Below are 18,437 nucleotides of genomic sequence, written 5' to 3' on the forward strand. Positions count from 1 at the left end.
TGTTCCATAAAATTGCGGGAGGCTGGGGCCAACTTGTCGCATCGGCGGCAATGTGGCACGAGTTGCGAGCATCCCGCCGCCAAATTTAGGGAGTTTGCTCGAATGGGTCTGGGTTCAACGCTTCAACCGCACTTGCCGTTTCTGCGTCGCTATGCGCGTGCGCTGACGGGTAGTCAGGGCGCGGGCGATGCCTATGTGCGCGCAACGCTGGAAGCGATCGTCGCTGCCCCCGATGAATTCCCCAAAGACGTTGCCCCGCGCCTGGGTCTTTACGGGATTTTCCAGCGCATATGGTCGACCTCGACGGAAGAGGACGCGCGCGACCTCTCGGCGGGAGACGGGCTGGAAGCGATCGCCAGTGCGCGGTTGGCGCGGATCACGCCCGTGTCCCGGCAGGCGCTGCTGCTCGCGGCGATGGAAGGCTTTTCGACGACAGACACGGCCTATCTTCTGAATCTGGAAGAGGATGAGGTCGACGGCCTTGTCGATGAAGCGCTGGCCGAGATCGAGGCGCAGACCCGCACGGATGTGCTCATCATTGAGGATGAGCCGATCATCGCCATGGATATCGAGACGATCGTGCGCGATCTGGGTCATGACGTGACTGCTATCGCCGTGACACGCGACGAAGCCGTGAAGGAAGCCCGCGCGCATCGCCCCGGGCTGGTGCTGGCGGACATTCAGCTGGCCGATAATTCGAGCGGTATCGACGCCGTGAAGGACATTCTGGCCGATTTCGACGTACCGGTGATCTTCATCACGGCCTTCCCGGAGCGGCTCCTCACTGGCGACCGCCCGGAGCCGGCATTCCTCATCACCAAGCCTTTCCAGCGCGCAACAGTGAAGGCGGCCATATCTCAGGCGCTGTTTTTCAACAGCGCCACGGCTTCGGCCTGACGCGCACATATAATCGGAACGCTTCCGTCAGAAGTGCGTTTTTGCACGATGACGGGAGCGTGTGACAGGGATGGATTTAAGCTTGGCTGCTGACGACAATGCCGTCGACCGGGACGAAGAGTCCGGCGCGCTGACGGGCGCAGGTGAGCCTGCCACGCCGCTTTCAGACAAAGACTTCAAGGCCGCGCTTGGCGCGATCATCCCTCATCTGCGTGCGTTCGCGCGGTCCCTCTCCGGCAATCGCGATACGGCGGACGATCTCGTCCAGGAAACGCTGATGAAGGCATGGGCGGCGCGCAGTCGGTTCATTGCCGGCACCAATATGCGTGCCTGGACCTTCATCATCCTGCGCAACTATTACCTATCCCAGCTTCGCCGGAACCGCTTCCGGGGCGAATGGGACGAATTGGTGGCGGATCGCATCCTCGCGGCGCCAGCCGGACAGGACAAGCAGATCGAGCTGACGGATGTGTCGCGCGGTCTCCAGCAACTGCCCGCAGCCCAGCGTGAAGCGCTGATTCTGGTTGGGGCAGGAGGCTTTGCCTATGAAGAGGCGGCGGATATCTGCGGTGTGGCCGTCGGCACGATAAAAAGCCGGGTCGCGAGAGGGCGCGTGGCGCTCGACGAGATTTTATCCTCGGGCGCGTTACCGGCCCGCTCCACCGAACCCGCTCGCGAGAGCGGCGCACTCGATACGATCATGGATGAAGTGAACCGTCTGAGCGACGGTCATGAGGCGACCGACGAAGACGAGTGATCTTCAGTCTAGGCGATCAAGTAACTGCTTGAAATCGTCGGGAATATTGTCCGACCCATTTGTAGAAAAACTGCGACGAAGCGCGCTGCCAACGCCGTCATGGCGGGCAGGGCGAGGAACATCGGTAAAGCCGCTCATATCAGCTGTCCGCTTGCCTCCCTGGTTATGATTGTCCATCGTCGTCATAACTGTGATAACTGCGCGCGAACCGAAAGTTTCCGGCAAATAAGTCACAGTTTTGTACGGTTCGTCGCAAAGTTTGTCCCGTAATGACCTTTAATCAATCTTCCGCAGGCGCCATGGTTAGCGCTCTCGAACGCGCCAGACGTCACAGCTCCTTCCTCTCGATACAGGCGCAGGCCGCTCCCGAAATCGCTGATTTGCTTGCCGGGGGGCAGGCCGAAGAGGCCTGGGCTGCCTCGATCGCGCTCTCGCCCGATGCACCTGCGGGGACGCGGCTCCGGCGGCGACGCGGCGCTGTTGCGCTGACAGCGGCGATTGCCGATCTCGGCGGGCAATGGGGCCTCGACACAGTCACGCGTCACCTCTCCGACTTTGCCGACAGTGCGATCGATGAAGCGCTGGAGGCAGCGTTCGCCGAACGCTACCCCGACGAACCGGTGCGCGGTATTGCCGTGATTGCTCTGGGCAAACATGGCAGCCAGGAACTGAACTACAGCTCCGACATCGACCCCATCCTCATTTTCGATCCGGACATCGTGCCGCGCCGCGCGCGGGAAGAGCCGCAGGAAGCCGCACTGCGTCTGGCGCAGAAGATGGTCTCGCTCCTCTCCGAGCGGACGGGGGATGGCTATGTCTTCCGGGTCGACCTGCGGTTGCGTCCGAACCCGGAAGTGACGCCGATCGTTCTGCCCGTGGACGCGGCGATCGGCTATTACGAATCCGCCGCGCTGGGCTGGGAGCAGGCGGCCTTCATTCGCGCACGCACCGCCGCCGGGGACAAGGCGCTCGGCGACGCGTTCCTCCGGGCGATTCGCCCCTTCGTCTGGCGGAGGAGCATCGACTTCGGCACCGTGCAGGCCATCGGTGACGTGAGCCGCCGCATCCGCGCGCATTATGCAAGCGGGCAGCGCTTTGGACCCGGCTATGACCTCAAGCGGGGCCGGGGCGGCATTCGCGAAGTGGAATTTTTCGCGCAGGCGCATCAGCTCATTCATGGCGGCCGCAATCCCTCGCTACGCGCGCCCGCGACACGGGCAGCGCTTGCGGCGCTTGCGGCGCATGGCGTGATCGACGCCGAGGCCGCATCAATGCTCGACACGGCTTATGTCACGCTGAGGGAAGCGGAGCATCGCCTGCAGATGGTGGACGATCGCCAGACCCACAGCATCCCGGCAAATGCAGAGGCGCTGGAAACCGTGGCTCTGCTTGCCGGATGCGAAAGCGGCCAGAGCTTTATCGACCGGCTCGCTCCGCATGTGGCGGATGTCGGCAGCCAGTTCGACAAGCTGCTGGGCGGTGACGAGGCGCGAACCGGGCCACTGCCCGAAAGCGCCGAGCCGCTGGAAGCGCAGCTCATCGCGCTGGGTATCGAGGATGTCGAGCCGTTCGTCTCGCGCATTCGCAAGTGGCGGGGCGGAGATCTGCGCGCGCTGCGCAGCGTGCCCGCCCGCGAGGCGCTGGAAGAGCTGCTGCCCACGCTGGTGCCCGCCATTGCCCGCGCGCCGGCGCCTCTCGCCGCGCTCAACCGGCTGGACGACGTGCTGTCCGGCCTGCCGAGCGCCATCAACTTCCTGCGCCTGCTGGTTGCCCGACCGGGACTTGCCGAGACGCTTGTCCTCATTCTCGCCCATGCGCCCGCACTGGCCGAGGCGCTCAGTCGCCGGCCGGCGCTGTTCGACGGGCTGATCGACGCCAGCGCGCTCGACCCTGCGCCTGACCTCCCAGCGCTGGTGCGCGAGATGAGGGGCGGGGACTGCGAAGATTTCCAGGCCTGGCTCGATCATGTGCGCCACAGCGTGGGCGAACGGCGGTTCGCGCTTGGCGTGCAGATCATTCGGGGCGAAACTGATCCGCTCGACGTGGGGCGGGGCTATGGCCGCGTGGCGGACGCCGCAGTGGAGGTGCTGGCCGAGGCGGCAATCCGCGAGTTCGAGGCCGTACACGGCCGGGTGGCCGGGGGCGAACTCCTCATTCTGGCCATGGGGCGGTTCGGCGGCGGTTTGCTGACCAATGCGTCCGATCTTGATGTCGTTTTCCTCTTCACCGGGGATTTCAACGCGGAGTCCGATGGCGGGCGGCCGCTGGGGGCGACCCAGTATTTCAATAGGCTGGCGCAGCGCGTGGTGAATGCCCTTTCCGTCTCCACAGCTGCCGGCGCGCTCTACGAGGTGGACACGCGGCTGCGCCCATCCGGCACACAAGGGCTTCTCGCGGTAAGCGTAGACAGCTTCGCGCGGTATCAGGCGGAAGCCGCGTGGACATGGGAGCATCTGGCGCTGACGCGTGCGCGCGCCGTATTCGGCTCGCCAGAGGGGCGGGACGAGATCGAGGCTGTGGTCCGCGCCACGCTGACCGCGCCGCGCGATGGCGATGCGCTGCTTGCCGCTGCCGCCAAGATGCGCGCCGACATTGCCCGCCATAAGCCGCCCAAGGGCGATCTGGATGTGAAGCTGGTGACCGGCGGTCTCGTCGACCTCGAATTTCTGGTCCACGTCACCCAGTTGCTGAACCGCACGGGCTTCCATCCCGACCTCTCCGAAGCGATCCGCGAACTGACCGCGAAAGGGCTTCTCTCCGAGGCTTTGATGCCCGCGCACGACCTGCTGACGCGCTATCTCGTGGTGTCGCGGCTCGTCACGCCGGACGCCACCGAGCCCCCGGAGGAAAGCCGCTGGCTGGTGGCCAAAGCATGTGGCGCCAGCAGCTGGGCGGACCTGCTTGTGCGAATCGAGGACGCCCGCCAGAGCATCGGCGCGGCGTGGCGGGAGACGATCGCTCTCATACCGGGCGGGCCGGAGACGGCCTCCGACAAGGAGAATTGACGATGCTGAAAGAAGGCGACGCTCTGCCGGACGTCTCGTTGACCGGGGCCGACGGTGCGCCGATCCGGCTGGCCGATTATCGCGGCAAGCCGCTCGTGGTCTATTTCTATCCGAAGGCGGATACGCCCGGCTGCACCGTGGAGGCGAAGGACTTCACGGACCTGATCGGTGATTTTACCGCGCTCGGCGTTCCGGTAGTCGCGGTCTCCAAGGACAATGTCGCCAAGCTCTGCCGCTTTGCGGACAAGCACGGGCTCGCGGTCACGCTGGCGTCCGATCCCGACGGCAGCGTGTGCGAGGCCTTCGGCACATGGGTGGAGAAGAGCCTCTACGGCCGCAAATATATGGGCATTGCGCGCGCCACCTTCCTGGCTGACGGAGACGGCCGGGTCGTGAAGCTGTGGCCGCAAGTGAAGGTGAAGGGCCACGCCGCCGAGGTGCTTGAGGCAGCGCGCGCTCTTGTCTGAGACGGGCACATCCGAAGCGGCTCCGGCCGAGGCAACGGTGGGCGCGGCCTGTGTGCAGGTGCTGCTGACCGCAGACCCGCGCGCCAAGCTGATGGCGGCGCGCAAAGTGGCGCGCGACTGGCGATTGGGCCGGCTTTCTCACGGTTTCCCGGTTTCGCCGCCTGATCGTCCGGCCCGCCCTGACGAGCCCGCGCTCCTGCCGCCCAACGCCATGCCCAAGCGCGGCCGGGGCGGCTCCGAGCGGGCGCGCATCGCGATGATCCACGCGCTCGCGCATATCGAGTTCGTGGCGATCGACCTCGCTTTCGATCTGATCGCACGCTTCGGCGCTGAGTTTCCGCGCGATTTCGTGGACGATTGGCTGAAAGTGGGCGCCGACGAGGCGATGCACTTCGCGCTGCTCGATCGCCGGTTGCGGGAGCTTGGCAGCCATTATGGCGCGCTACCTGCGCATGACGGGCTGTGGGAAGCGGCAGAGGAAACGGCGCACGATGCCGCAGCGCGGCTGGCCATCGTACCGATGGTGCTGGAGGCGCGCGCGCTCGACATCACGCCGCAGACCGTCGCGCGGTTCGAAGCCGCCGGAGACGCACGCACGGCACGCATGCTGGGACGAATCGTTACGGACGAAATCGTTCATGTTTCCGCAGGGACGAAATGGTTCGTCTGGTCGATGAATCGACAAGGCGCAAACCCGCAGAAATCCTACCAAATCCTTGTTGAGCGTCATTTTCGCGGCAGCCTTAAGCCTCCGTTCAACGACTCAGCGCGGAGTCAGGCCGGTTTAACGCGCGATTACTACGCGCCCCTTGCCCGTTAGGATTTTATTGGCTGGATAGCGTCAAGCCGGCCCAATGAGGCAGGCACAAAAAACGGTCCGACCGGCAAGGCAAGGGCCAAGACGCGGGGTTCGAATGTCGTTTATGACAAATTTCAACGTCCGACCGAGCAATTGGTTCCGCGTCGGACAGCGTCTGGTCGCAGCGATTTTTGCGGCGGGATTGATGGCCAACGCCGTGCCTGCCCAGGCCGATACGGCCAGCGATTCACAGTTCGCCTCGCTCTATCAGGCATGGGTGAAGATGGACGGCCCGGCCGAACAGGCCGCCAAAAGCAAGTCCGCCATTCCTTCGCGCCAGCCAGTCGACAATGTGTCCCTCACTTCCAGCTTCGGTACCCGCAACGATCCCTTTAACGGTCGCCATCGCATGCATCAGGGCATCGATATCCCCGGCGCGATTGGCACCCCTATCTACGCAACGGCTGACGGCGTGGTGGAGCGCGCGCAGTGGGTGAACGGCTATGGCAACCTCGTCGAGCTGAACCACGGCAACGGCCTGCAGACCCGCTACGGCCACATGTCCAAGCTGATCGCGCAGCCCAACCAGCGCGTTCGTCGCGGCCAGCTCATTGGCCTCATGGGCTCGACCGGCCGTTCGACCGGCAGCCACCTGCACTATGAAGTGCGTATCGCCGGCGCCGCCGTCAATCCGATGCCTTATATCGAAGGCACCAACTACGAGATCGCACTGGCTGACGCGCGCGAAGCTGCTGCCAAGGCAAGTGGCCGGCAGATCGCCATGGGTGGTCCCGAGGCCCGCAAGAGCACCGACAACGAGAATTGATCTGACACCGAGCGCTCTCCGCGCGCAGGCATGATCTTCGCAAGGCCGGGGCAGCAATGCTCCGGCTTTCGTTTGTCGGGCAGATCTGATCCACAATTGCCTGTCTGGATAACGGCCCGGATAGCCTGCCCAGCGGCTTGCTCGTCGGCAGGCGACCTCCTATCTTCCCAGGCATGAGTGACCTTGCCCCATCGCCCGCTATTGCCCTTACGCCTTCCGCTGCCGCACGAGTGGCTGCCATTGCAGGTAAGCAAGGCAAGCCGCCGATCCTGCGCCTCTCGGTAGAAGGTGGTGGCTGCTCAGGCTTTCAGTATCGCTTCGGCCTCTCGGACGCTGTCGCAGCCGACGATCTGGCCGTGGAGACCGATGGCGTGACGCTGGTGGTGGACGACATGAGCCTCGATCTGGTGCGGGGCGGCACTGTCGATTTCGTCGACAATCTGGGCGGGCAGGCGTTCAAAGTGGACAATCCCAATGCCACGGCGGGTTGTGGCTGCGGCACCAGCTTCTCGGTTTGAATGCTAATTTGCATTTCCGTTCGCCCTGAGCTTGTCGAAGGGCGGCCTTGTCTTAAAGAGAGGGCGGGGCTTCGACGGGCTCAGCCCGAACGTAAACAGGGACGGAACCGGGATGCGCATCGCCACCTTCAACATCAACGGTATCAAGGCGCGGCTGCCCCGTCTCGTCGAGTGGCTCAACGAGACCCAGCCGGACGTGGCATGCCTGCAGGAAATCAAGACAGCCGACGAAGGCTTCCCGATCGCGGATATCGAGGCGGCGGGCTATGGCGCGATCTGGCACGGACAAAAGGGCTTTAACGGCGTCGCCATCCTCGCGAAGGGCGTGACACCCAGCGAAGTGGCGCGGGGTCTGGAAGGCGAACCGGAGGACGAGCACAGCCGCTATATCGAGGCGGACGTGAACGGCGTGCGGGTGGCGTCCATCTATCTTCCCAACGGCAATCCTCAGCCTGGTCCCAAGTTCGACTATAAGCTGCGCTGGATGGCGCGGCTGCGCACGCGGGCCGCGCAGATCTGGGCAGAGGAAGTGCCTGCGGTGCTGGCCGGCGATTATAACGTCATCCCCTATGATCGCGACGTATGGCAGCCCGAGAAGATGGCCGATGACGCGCTGATGCAGCCGGAAAGCCGCGCGGCCTATCGCGCGCTCACTGCCGACGGCTGGACGGATGCGCTTGCAACCCGTCACCCGGCGGGCGGGGTGTGGACCTACTGGGATTATCAAATGAACGCCTGGCCGCGCGACGCCGGCTTCCGCATCGACCATCTGCTGCTGTCTCCGGCGGCGGCTGACCGGTTGGTCGACGCGCAGGTCGACAAGGACTATCGTGGCCGGGAGAAGGCCAGCGATCATGCGCCGGTCTGGGTGGAGATCCGCTAAGGCTGGATGTCGATCAGCCCTAGGACGGATTGCCGCGCATCCTCACCTCGCATAAGCTTGGCGGCATATTGAAGCGTCAGCGGAACGGATGGCGGGTTTGAAAAAGGACAGCGGACCAGGACTGCAGCTGGAGCAGAGGTTCCTCCTTCTGCTGCTGCTCGCGCTGAGCGTCGCGTTCGCACTGCTTATCCGCCCGTTCTTCGCGGCAGTTCTGTGGGCAGTGATCGCCGCGATCCTGTTCGTGCCCGTCAACAGGCGCCTGCTGCGACGGATGCCCGGCCGGACCAATCTCGCCGCGCTGCTCACTCTGCTGCTCATCGTCGCCATGGTGATTGTCCCGGCGCTGCTGCTATCGGTGGCGTTGCTCGAAGAGGCGATGGACTATTACAGCCAGCTTCAGGCGGGGCAGATCGACGTCGCGCGGCTTTTCGCGCAGTTTCAGGCGGGGCTTCCCAGCTGGGCGCTCGACATATTGCGGCGGCTGGGCCTGACCGACCTCAAAGCGGTTGCGGAGCAGATCGAGACCGGCCTTGCCTCCAGCGTGCGCACGCTGGCGGGGCAGCTCCTTCTCATCGGGCAGAGCACGCTCGGTTTCATCGCCTCACTGGGTGTGATGCTTTATCTCACTTTCTTTCTGTTACGGGATGGGGAACGCCTCTCCGCACGGCTCTTCGAGGCTATGCCCCTCCAGCCTGCGCCGCGCGACGCGCTGGCCCGCCAGTTCGTCCTCATGATCCGGGCGACGATAAAAGGGAGCCTCGTCGTCGCGATCCTGCAGGGGCTGATCGGCGGGATCGTCTTCTGGTTCATCGGCATCAACGGCGCGATGCTCTGGGGCATATTGATGGGCGCCTTCTCGCTGCTGCCGGCCGTGGGAACCGGCATCGTCTGGGTGCCGGTGGCGATCTACCTGTTTGCCACGGGCGCGATCTGGCAGGGGCTGGCGCTCGTCTTCTGCGGGATCTTCGTGATCGGCATGGTGGACAATGTCGTCCGCCCGATATTGGTCGGCCGCGACACCCGCATCCCGGACTATGTGGTGCTGATCTCCACTCTGGGCGGCCTCGATCTCTTCGGGTTCAACGGCATCATCATCGGACCCGTGATTGCGGCATTGTTCATCGCGATCTGGAACATCGTCACCAGCCTGCGGCAGGACGAGGCCAGTGCGTGACGCGCATATTTTGACGCGCATCGGCGCCCTGGCAGTCGGTGTAATGCTGCTGATCGCGGCGGCCCCGGAGGGAGACAAACGCTCCTTCGGCATATGGAGCAACCCGAGCGGCAGCGTCCATGTGCGGGCCGAACCATGCGGCAAGCGCATGTGCGGCGTAGTCGTCCAGGCGAACGACAAGGCGAAGGCCGATGCCGCGCGGGGCGGCACGCCCAATCTGATCGGCCAGCGGCTGTTCCGCGATTTTCAGCCTGCGGGGGAGGGCGTGTGGCGCGGCAAGGTGTTCGTGCCGGACATCGCCAAGACCTTCTCCGGCACGATCAGCGTGATCGACGACACGCATCTGGAAGGCAAAGGATGCCTGCTGGGCAATATCGGCTGCCGCTCGCAGATATGGACGCGGGTGGCGGACTGAGGGGGTGAGGCGCTGTCGCGTTGGGGAGATGCGATTTTTCGACTTCGGTTCTCGACGAACTTGAGCCTTCGCTCGAAACGAACGGGCAGATTCAGCCCAGAACTTCATCGTGAGAGGGACACTGAAACGAGCCCGTCCTGAACCCGGCGAAGGATTCAGGGACGAAGAGAATACTCAGATGCCCTTCTCGTAGATGACGTAGCTCTTGTTGATTTTGCTTTCGATTGCCTGCGCGATGGCGACCATGCCCTGATTATCCTCCAGCACCCAGCCGATCTCGCCGCGCGTCGCGCCATATTTCGTCACGGCGGCCCGGCGGATATACTCGATCATCATGAAAGCCAGCTGGCTGGCCATGCGGGAGGACTGGAGGCGCTGCACCACGCCCATCAGCGGCACGCGCATCGTCTTCACTTGCGGCTTCCGGAGCCACCAGAGCAGCTTGGCCCAGCCGAAGGGGAACAGGTTGCCGTTGAGGGGTTTCAACGCTTCGTTGAGGTCCGGCAGGGTCATCATGAAGGCGACCGGCTCACCGTCCAGCTCTGCGATCATGATAAGATCCTCGAAGACGATGGGCTTCAGCTTCTTGCCGGTAAATGCCACCTCGCTGTCCGTGATGGGCACGAAGCCCCAGTTGTTTCCCCAGGCATCATTGAGGATGGCGAGGATGATCGCGGCGTCCCGATCGAACCTCGACTTGTCGACCTTACGGATGTTGATGCGCGGGTTCTTCTCGCCGGACTGGACGATGCGCTGGATGAGCGGCGGAAACTCCTGCGTGATGTCCAGCTCATAAGTGTCGAGCCGCTTGACCTGCGCATAGCCCGCGCTCTCGATCCAACCCTGATATTCCGGTCGGTCATGGCCCATCATCACCGTGGGGGGATGATCGAAGCCGGTCACCAGCAGACCCGGCTCCTCCCAGATGGAGAGCGAGATCGGCCCGATCGCGCGCATGATACCTTTGGCGCGCAGCCAGTCCTCCGCTGCCTTGATGAGCGCGGCGCCCGTCTCCGCGTCCTTCGCCTCGAACAGGCCCCAGTTGCCCGTGCCCGGCCCGAAACCCTGCTCGGCGGGCATGCCGGCGGCGAGATGATCGATATGCGCGCTGATCCGCCCCACGACTTCTTCGCCACGACGCGCGAGGAAATATTGATGATCGGCATGTTCGTGGAATGGGTTCTTGCCCGGCGTCAGCAGGCCATAGACCTCGTCCTTGAGCGGGGGCACCCAGGCCGGATCATCGGCATAAATTGCCCACTGCAACTCGACGAATGCTTTGAGGTCCGCCTTGCCGGAGACAGGCGCGATCACTAGATCATGAGAAGCCACGGCAAGAACTCCCGATTTTTCGGCCAGACTCTCTGGCCGGTCTTGACCAGCGTCAAGGAAAGACGCGCAGCAGTGCGGTTGTTGTCTTCCGCTTGTCAAGCCGCGCTGCGATCGGCCTGACAGCAAACATATTGCTGCCACGTTCGGCCCCCATGGGAGCGCCCGGAGACGATGATGACGAAGCACGAGATGGACCTCAGAAAGCAGGCAGGCGACGCGCCTACGCTCTCACGCACAGCGGACGACACCGCGATGCTGCGTGCGGCAGCCGAGCTCTCGCGCGATATCGCCACGGCGCGGGCCGGCATTTACTGGCCGGATTTCCTTGCCTCCATCCTGGTCGGCTATGGTGCCTTCGTTGTAACGGTGATGGCGGGATCATTGCCGCTGGCACTCGGTGCGGCGGTCGTCGCGGCATTCGCGCTCTATCGCGCGGCGAGCTTCATTCACGAGCTGACTCACATCCGCAAAGGTGCGTTGCCCGGCTTCCGCTTCGGCTGGAACCTGCTGGTCGGCATCCCGCTGCTCACGCCCTCCTTCATGTATGAAGGCGTCCACACCCAGCATCATGCCCGCACGCGCTATGGCACGGCCGATGACCCGGAATATCTGCCGCTGGCGCTGATGAAGCCCTGGTCCCTGCCGCTGTTCATTCTGGCGGCGGCGCTGGCGCCGGTGGCGCTGCTCTTCCGCTTCGCTGTGCTTGCGCCGCTGGGGCTGATCTTTCCGCCGTTGCGCAGGGAAATCGTCGCGCGCTTTTCCGCGCTGTCCATCAATCCCGCCTACCGGCGGCGTCCCCCCGAGGGTGACATGAAGCGCATGTGGATCTGGCAGGAGACCGGTGCGAGCTTGTGGGCGATCGGCGTGCTAGCGGCGTCCGCAGCTTATGGCTGGCGCCCGCTTCTGCTCGGCATGGCCGTCTATTCCGTGGTTGCGGTCGTCAACCAGCTTCGCACCCTCGTGGCGCATCTCTGGGAGAATGAAGGCGAGGCGATGAGCGTCACGGCGCAGTATCTCGACTCGGTCAATGTGCCGCCGCCGTCACCCTTTGCCGTTCTCTGGGCGCCAGTGGGCCTGCGCTATCACGCCCTGCATCACCTCGTGCCGAGCGTGCCCTATCACAGCCTTGCAGAAGTGCACCGGCGACTGATGGCGCAACTGGGCGAGACATCGACCTACACGCGGGGCAATCACCCCGGCATGGTGCCTCTTGTCGCGCGGATTGCTCGCAGCACGATGGTTCGCCGCGTCGGCTAGCCCAACGCGACGCTACTCCTCGGTGGTGATCAGCACAGTCTCACCGACAAGCAGGAACAGCAGGAACGGCGCCCAGGCGGCGATGAGCGGCGGATAGACGCCGAGATCGCCCATCGAGAGCGAGAAATTGTCGACCACGAAATAGGTGAAGCCCAGCGCCATGGCGATGACGGCGCGCACGAAGAGCTTGCCCGATCGTGCGAGACCAAAGGCCGCGACGCTGCCCAGAAGCGGCATGAGCAGGGCCGAGAGCGGCCCGGAAATCTTGTGCCAGAAGGCACCCTCAAGCGCCGCCACGGGCCGGCCTGCACTGCGCAGCGCGCTGATCGCTTCCCGCAATGTCCTGAAGGACAGCCCATCCGGGTCTACCGATGAGAGCGTGAACTGATCCGGCCGGACAGTGTCGCCGAACCGCATCGTGCCGATCGTGCGATAGGTGCCTCTGGTCACGTCGAACTGCCGGGCATTCTCAAGCTGCCAGCCGGGGCCGACATAACGCCCGCTTGGCGCCTGAATGATGGAAATCAGCGTGTTCGCCCGCCGATCGTAGATGGTGATGTCCTTGAGCGTCACCCGGTTGCCCCAGCCGGAAATCTGGCCAGCGCGGATGAGATCCTGCCCGTCGCGGACCCAGATGTTCGCCTTCACGCCACTATCGCTGGGGATCGGCCCATATTCGGCGGCTTCCCAGGCGGACATGGTCGCGGTGGAGCGCGCGACGATCCGCTCGTTGAACACGAAGCTGCCCGCGGCAATGACGGCAGAAACCAGCATCAGCGGCGCGAGTACCTGATGGGCGGACAAGCCCGCCGCCTTCATCGAGACCACCTCGCTGTTCGCATTGAGCGTAGTCAGCGTAACGAGCGTGCCAAGCAGCACCGCGAAGGGCAGAAAGCGCGAGATGAGCTGCGGCATGCGCAGGCTGACATAGCGCCAGAGTTCGGCGTCGCCGTTACCCGGATAAGCGAGCACGTCTCCGGCCTCGCTCAGCAGGTCGAGCATCTGGAGTACCAGCACGAGCATCGCCAGCATGGCGAGGCAGCGCCAGAAGAAGGTCTTGCCCACATAGAGAGCAAGCGCGCGCGATGGGAAGAAGTTGAGGACCATGGGCTAGGCCGGCTCCATCCGGTTCGCGCGGCGGAAAAGGCGCTTGCTCAAGGAGATCAGCTTGGCGAACTGGCGCTCCAGCGCACCGATAGGCTGGCCGCCCGGCACATAGGCCGTCTGATAATACATCCAGCCAATGAGACCGGCGAACAGCAGGAACGGCCCCCACAAGGCAAGGAAGGGATCCACCCGCCCGAGCGCGCCGACCGATTCGGCATATTGGTTGATCTTGTGATAGGTCACGATGAACACGATCGAGAGGAACACGCCGAGCGCCGAGGTAGATCGCTTGGGCGGAATCGCGAAGGCGACCGCTGCCAGCGGCAGCAGGAACATCATCGCGACTTCGACGACGCGGAAATTGAAATTGGACCATGCCTGAGCGCGTTTAAGCGGCTCGCTCTGCGGCGCGGCGCCGACCCTTACGAGTTCCGGCAGGCTGAGCTCCACATTGCCATCGCCGCGCGTGCGGAAATTCTCGATCTTGGGCAGATCAATGGGAAGGTCGTGCGAGGAGAATGAGAGGACACGCGGTGTGCGATAGCCCGGCGCGTTATGGATGAGCACGCCATCGGTCAGCCGCAGAATGATCACGTCCGGATCGTCCGTGGCAAGGAACTGGCCCCCCGCAGCCGTCACCGCGAGCGACTGGTTACGCTGGTTGGACATGCGGGCGAAGATGCCGGAGAGACGCCGACCTTCTTCCGCGCTCCGCTCGATGCGGATGGTGAGATCCTTGCCGAGATTGTTGAACTCGCCCACCTTGATCGATGCACCGAGCGCGCCCGAGCGCAGCTCGAAGCGGAGCCGCTCATAAGCGTAACGGCTGTAGGGCTGGAGGAAGCCCACGATGCCGAGATTGACGACCGCGAGCCCGAGGGCGAACATGTACGGCACTCTCAGCAGGCGGGTGTAACTCATGCCCACGGCGCGGAAGATATCCAGCTCCGAGGAGGTGGCGAGCTTGCGGAAGGCGAGCAGGATGCCGAGCATCAGCCCGATGGGGATGCCCAGGCCCAGATATTCGGGCAGAAGATTGGCGAGCATCCGCCAGACCACGCTGACGGGGCCACCCTCTGTCGCAACGAAATCGAAAAGCCGGCGCATCCTGTCGAGCACCAGCAGCATCGCGGAAATGGCGAGGCTGGAGAAGAGCGGAACGGCGATAAGCCGCGCCATATAGCGATCGGCCGCGTTCAGCAGCATATCGCATCCTTGCCGAGCTCTGCAGGATGTGTGGCGGTTCGATGCATCGCATCATTCATTCGCTCGCTGTAGAGCATCGCATCGAAAAGAGGGAACCGCTTTTTCGCAAAAGCGACAAGAGGCGGGGGAGCACGCGGTGACGCGATGCTCAGGCGCTCGATTGCTTCTGCCTGCGCCGCCGGGGCTTCGGCGCGGACTCTTCCGTGACGAGCGCGATCGAGTGAGCGAGTTGCGAAAGAGTGAACGGCTTGCGCAGTACATGGTGGCCCGCCATTTGCGCGGCGCGCTCGCCATCTCCGGCAAAACCGGTGACGAAGATGACTGGTCGGCTGCCGATTTCCGCCTTGAGCGCAGCCACCATTTCCGGCCCCGTCATGTCCGGCATCAGCACATCCGAGAGGATGACGTCGATCTCTTCGTGCGCGGCAATGGTCGGCCCGGCTTTGGAAGGGTGGTCGCAGGAAATGCCCCTGTGCCCCAGGGCCTTGAGCGCGGCCATGGTGGAGCCGAGCACGCGTGCATCATCCTCGACGACGAGCACCGTGAGCGGCTGGATGCGCTCTTCCTTCGTGGACGATAGCGCCACGGGCTGCACTTTGGCGGGCGTTGCCTCCCGCAACATGGTGTCGCGCGGCAGATAGACATGGACGGCAGCGCCTTCGCCCGGTGCCGTGTCGATCCGGATTTCGCCCTGGCACTGGCTCACGAAACCGAAGATCTGGCTGAGGCCGAGACCGGTTCCCTTGCCGACCGCCTTGGTCGTGTAGAAAGGCTCGAAGACATGGGCGAGCACCTCTGGCGTCATGCCGCAGCCCGTGTCCTTGACGCTGAGGCGGATATAGTCGCCCGCCCGGCACTGGCCGATTTCCTTCTCGCTGAGGGTGACGCGAGAGGTCGCAATGGTGAGATCGCCCCGGCCGTCCATGGCGTCGCGCGCGTTGACCGCCAGATTGAGCAGAGCATTTTCCAGCTGGGTCCGGTCGGCCCAAAGACGCCAGTCCCCTGCATCGACCTCCAGCTTCACCTCGATCTGGTCGCCGATGGTTCGATCGATGAGGTCGCGCATACCGAGCACCAGCTCATCCGGCGCGATCTGATCGGGAAGGAGCGGCTCAGCCCGCGCGAAAGCGAGCAGGCGCTGAGTGAGCGCCCCGGCGCGGGTTGCCCCATCCATCGCGCTGTCGATATGACGCGCGGCTGCGGCGGTATTCTTCCCCAACGACCGTCTGGCCAGCTCCAGCCCGCCGACGACGACTGCCAGCATATTATTGAAATCATGCGCGATGCCGCCGGTCAGCTTGCCGATCGCCTCCATCTTTTGCATCTGGCGCAGGCTCTCCTCGGCCTGAGCACGCTCCTCGACCTCGGTCTGCAACTGCGCATAGGCGACCTGCAGTTCCTCGGTGCGTGCCCGCACCGCAGCTTCCAGCCCATCGACGCGCGCCGCCTCTGCTGCCGCGATTCGTCGGGCGAAAATGCGTTCGTTCGCTGCGCCATAAGCGACCCAGAGCGCCAGCAGGGCCGCGACCAGCAGCACCAGACCGACGAGACCCGAGCTGTTGTACAGGCGATCAATCTGGGTCTGAGACTGGTCCACGAGAAGATTGCGGTGCCGCAGCTGCGTCTGCTCGGACTCGATCGTCGCTTCCACCGCGTCACTCAGGCGCTTGACGCTCTCGGCCTTGCCGGCGGCATAAAAGCGCCCAAGCGCGCCGAGACGCTGGGCGTATGTCGTCCGAAGGGCGATGTCGTTCAGGATCGCGCCTCGGGACGCATAGGCCGCGCTCAGCGCCTTCACATTCTCCTGCTGCTGTTCGCTGTCCCGCGTGGAGCGCCGCAGACTCTCGATGAGGCCGCCGGCATTGCGCCACATATCCTGATATTGGCGGCCGGTCGTGCTATCCATGCTCACGACGTACCGCGCCAGCAGGGTCTCGGCGTGCGCAATGGTCCCGTCGAGCTTACGGGCGAGATTGATGACTTCGTAGCTGTGGCGCTGAAGGGCCAGAGCACGCTCGCGCTCTTCGCTGGCCCGGCTCGCGAAATAGAAGAGCGACCCCAGCGCAAGAATGAGCAGAAGGCCCAGAACGATAGGAACAGCCCGACGCCAGCCCGGCCGTTCCTCAGATCCTTCGTCCAGGCTTTCCGTTACCCCCATCACCCCGGAATTCTAGCGCAAGTCCTTGACGATTGGCAGCTTTTTTCGGCCTGGTGGCCTGACGGTTCAGCCCGGCAGCGCTCCGGTGGCCTTTCCGGCAGCCTGGAACATGGCGATAATCTGATCCACCTGATCGTCGCTATGCTCCGCGCAGAGCGAGCAGCGCAGCAGGAAGGTGCCGGCCGGCGTTGCGGGCGGACGAGCCATGTTGACGTAAAGCCCCAGCTCCAGCAGCGTCTGCCACATTGCCACGGCCTGCGCCTGATCCGTGAGGATCACCGCGATGATCGCCGACTGGGGCTCCTTCGTGCCGAGCGTGAAGCCGAGATCGGACAGGCTCTTGTGCAGCCGGCGGCTGTTCTTCCACAAATGCGCGCGCTTCTCGCCAGCGTGCATGAGCTTGCGGATGCTGGTGGCCGCCGTCGCGACGACGCTGGGCGGGAGCGATGCCGTGAAGACATAGGGCCGGCAGACGAGACGCAGAATCTCGAACTTGGGATGATTGGAGACGCAGAATCCGCCCACAGTGCCGACCGACTTGGAGAAAGTGCCGACGATGAAGTCCACGTCCTTCTCGACACCCTGCTCCTCGTACACGCCCCGGCCATTGGCTCCGAAAAAGCCCATGCCATGGGCCTCGTCGACAAGGATCATGCAATTGGGATGCTTGCGCACCGCCGCGACCATCTCTGGCAACGGAGCCACGTCGCCCAGCATGGAATAGACACCTTCGAGCACGACGAGCTTCTGTGCGTCGGCGGGCAGGCGCCCCAGCCGCTTGTCGAGATCCTCGACGCTGTTGTGGCGGAAGCGGACGATTTCGGCATCACCGAGGAAGCAGCCATCATAGATGGATGCGTGGCTGTCCGCATCCAGAATGACGTAATCGCCCTTGCCCGCCAGCGTGGAAATCATGCCGAGATTGGCCTGATAGCCAGTGGAGAACACCATGGCGCCGCTGGTGCCATAGAAGTCCTTGAGCGCGTCCTCGCACGCCTTATGCCCCTGATAGGTGCCATTGAGCACCCGGCTGCCAGTCGTGCCGCTGCCGAAGTCGTCGAGGGCCTTTTTGCCCGCCGCGACCACGTCCGGATCGAAGGTCATGCCCATATAATTATAGGTGCCGAGCAGGATGGTTTCCTTGCCCTTGATGATGGCGAGCGTGGGCGACTTCACTTCGTCCATGACGATAGCGAAGGGATCGCGCACGCCGGTCGCCAGCAGCGCCTCACGCTCGGCAATCAGCGGATCGAACTTGGAGAAGAGATCCCGGGCATTGGGCAAAGCGGCGGGGGTGTGCGCGTCTGCGGCAGTCGCCTGTGCCTCTGTCATGGCTCAGGCGCTCTTCAGCTTGATGACGGCATCGACCAGCTGACCCACTGTCTCGATCTCGGCCTGCATGTTCATGGTGATGATGATGTCGAACTCGTCTTCGATCGCCGCGACGAAGTCCATCACGGTCAGACTGTCCCATTCGAGGTCGCCAGCGAATGTCGTGGCTTCGGTCAGCGCCACGCCCTTCTTGTTGAACGGCGCGATCTGCGCCTGAACTTGCGTGAAAACCTGCTGGCGATCCGCCATGTGCGTCTAGACCCTTCGTGAATGGTGGCGGCATCTCTTGCGCCGCCGCGCGGCT

At 63.9% G+C, this 18,437-nt stretch carries 17 protein-coding genes; 11 read left to right on the plus strand and 6 right to left on the minus strand.

The genetic code is table 11. From position 1 onward, the window contains the following. Nucleotides 1–102: 102 nt before the first annotated feature. The 10 genes from ACNAOH_RS10565 to ACNAOH_RS10610 all read left to right on the plus strand — a co-directional run bounded on the left by ACNAOH_RS10565 (nucleotide 103) and on the right by ACNAOH_RS10610 (nucleotide 9,741). Nucleotides 103–897, plus strand: coding sequence for a response regulator (locus ACNAOH_RS10565; protein ID WP_443970136.1), 795 nt, complete (start codon nucleotides 103–105; stop codon nucleotides 895–897). A gap of 70 nt (nucleotides 898–967) precedes the next feature. Beyond that, on the plus strand, nucleotides 968–1,654 hold the full coding sequence (locus ACNAOH_RS10570; protein ID WP_443970137.1) for a sigma-70 family RNA polymerase sigma factor: 687 nt from the start codon (nucleotides 968–970) through the stop codon (nucleotides 1,652–1,654). Nucleotides 1,655–1,953: 299 nt separating this feature from the next. Next, nucleotides 1,954–4,659 (plus strand): bifunctional [glutamine synthetase] adenylyltransferase/[glutamine synthetase]-adenylyl-L-tyrosine phosphorylase, encoded by a 2,706-nt coding sequence (locus ACNAOH_RS10575; RefSeq protein ID WP_443970138.1) that lies wholly within the window; start codon nucleotides 1,954–1,956, stop codon nucleotides 4,657–4,659. Between the two features lie 2 nt (nucleotides 4,660–4,661). After that, nucleotides 4,662–5,126 (plus strand): thioredoxin-dependent thiol peroxidase, encoded by a 465-nt coding sequence (bcp, locus tag ACNAOH_RS10580; protein WP_443970139.1) that lies wholly within the window; start codon nucleotides 4,662–4,664, stop codon nucleotides 5,124–5,126. A 58-nt stretch (nucleotides 5,127–5,184) separates the two neighbouring features. Then, entirely contained in the window at nucleotides 5,185–5,946 is a 762-nt protein-coding gene (locus tag ACNAOH_RS10585) for a ferritin-like domain-containing protein (protein WP_443972111.1), read from the plus strand. Nucleotides 5,947–6,049: 103 nt separating this feature from the next. Next, nucleotides 6,050–6,751 carry a M23 family metallopeptidase gene (locus ACNAOH_RS10590; RefSeq protein WP_443970140.1) on the plus strand — a complete coding sequence of 234 codons (702 nt, stop codon included), beginning with the start codon at nucleotides 6,050–6,052 and terminating at the stop codon, nucleotides 6,749–6,751. 173 nt (nucleotides 6,752–6,924) lie between these two features. Next, nucleotides 6,925–7,269: an iron-sulfur cluster insertion protein ErpA gene (gene erpA, locus ACNAOH_RS10595; protein WP_443970141.1), complete on the plus strand. Its 345-nt coding sequence runs from the start codon at nucleotides 6,925–6,927 to the stop codon at nucleotides 7,267–7,269. A gap of 112 nt (nucleotides 7,270–7,381) precedes the next feature. After that, entirely contained in the window at nucleotides 7,382–8,152 is a 771-nt protein-coding gene (xth, locus tag ACNAOH_RS10600; RefSeq protein WP_443970142.1) for an exodeoxyribonuclease III, read from the plus strand. A gap of 88 nt (nucleotides 8,153–8,240) precedes the next feature. After that, nucleotides 8,241–9,326, plus strand: coding sequence for an AI-2E family transporter (locus tag ACNAOH_RS10605; RefSeq protein ID WP_443970143.1), 1,086 nt, complete (start codon nucleotides 8,241–8,243; stop codon nucleotides 9,324–9,326). Beyond that, nucleotides 9,319–9,741, plus strand: a complete 423-nt coding sequence (locus ACNAOH_RS10610; protein ID WP_443970144.1) for a DUF2147 domain-containing protein — start codon at nucleotides 9,319–9,321, stop codon at nucleotides 9,739–9,741. Before ACNAOH_RS10605 ends, ACNAOH_RS10610 begins: the two co-directional genes overlap by 8 nt. Nucleotides 9,742–9,915: 174 nt before the next feature. Here the strand turns inward: ACNAOH_RS10610 and ACNAOH_RS10615 are convergent, their stop codons facing one another. After that, a complete protein-coding gene (locus ACNAOH_RS10615; protein WP_443970145.1) occupies nucleotides 9,916–11,073 on the minus strand; it encodes an N-acetyltransferase in 1,158 nt (385 codons plus the stop codon). Between the two features lie 174 nt (nucleotides 11,074–11,247). Here ACNAOH_RS10615 and ACNAOH_RS10620 point away from each other — a divergent pair, with 174 nt between their 5' ends. Beyond that, nucleotides 11,248–12,330: a fatty acid desaturase family protein gene (locus ACNAOH_RS10620; protein WP_443972112.1), complete on the plus strand. Its 1,083-nt coding sequence runs from the start codon at nucleotides 11,248–11,250 to the stop codon at nucleotides 12,328–12,330. 12 nt (nucleotides 12,331–12,342) lie between these two features. Here the strand turns inward: ACNAOH_RS10620 and lptG are convergent, their stop codons facing one another. The 5 genes from lptG to ACNAOH_RS10645 all read right to left on the minus strand — a co-directional run bounded on the left by lptG (nucleotide 12,343) and on the right by ACNAOH_RS10645 (nucleotide 18,382). Then, entirely contained in the window at nucleotides 12,343–13,437 is a 1,095-nt protein-coding gene (lptG, locus tag ACNAOH_RS10625) for an LPS export ABC transporter permease LptG (RefSeq protein ID WP_443970146.1), read from the minus strand. A gap of 3 nt (nucleotides 13,438–13,440) precedes the next feature. Continuing rightward, complete coding sequence (locus ACNAOH_RS10630; protein ID WP_443972113.1) at nucleotides 13,441–14,640, minus strand: LptF/LptG family permease; 1,200 nt, start codon at nucleotides 14,638–14,640, stop codon at nucleotides 13,441–13,443. A gap of 151 nt (nucleotides 14,641–14,791) precedes the next feature. Then, nucleotides 14,792–16,801 carry an ATP-binding protein gene (locus ACNAOH_RS10635; protein ID WP_443972114.1) on the minus strand — a complete coding sequence of 670 codons (2,010 nt, stop codon included), beginning with the start codon at nucleotides 16,799–16,801 and terminating at the stop codon, nucleotides 14,792–14,794. Nucleotides 16,802–16,867: 66 nt separating this feature from the next. Beyond that, a complete protein-coding gene (gene spt, locus ACNAOH_RS10640) occupies nucleotides 16,868–18,133 on the minus strand; it encodes a serine palmitoyltransferase (RefSeq protein WP_443970147.1) in 1,266 nt (421 codons plus the stop codon). Between the two features lie 3 nt (nucleotides 18,134–18,136). Continuing rightward, nucleotides 18,137–18,382, minus strand: a complete 246-nt coding sequence (locus tag ACNAOH_RS10645; RefSeq protein ID WP_443970148.1) for an acyl carrier protein — start codon at nucleotides 18,380–18,382, stop codon at nucleotides 18,137–18,139. Nucleotides 18,383–18,437 lie beyond the last annotated feature (55 nt).

Source organism: Sphingobium sp. CR28 (genome assembly GCF_052327305.1).
Classification (GTDB): domain Bacteria; phylum Pseudomonadota; class Alphaproteobacteria; order Sphingomonadales; family Sphingomonadaceae; genus Sphingobium.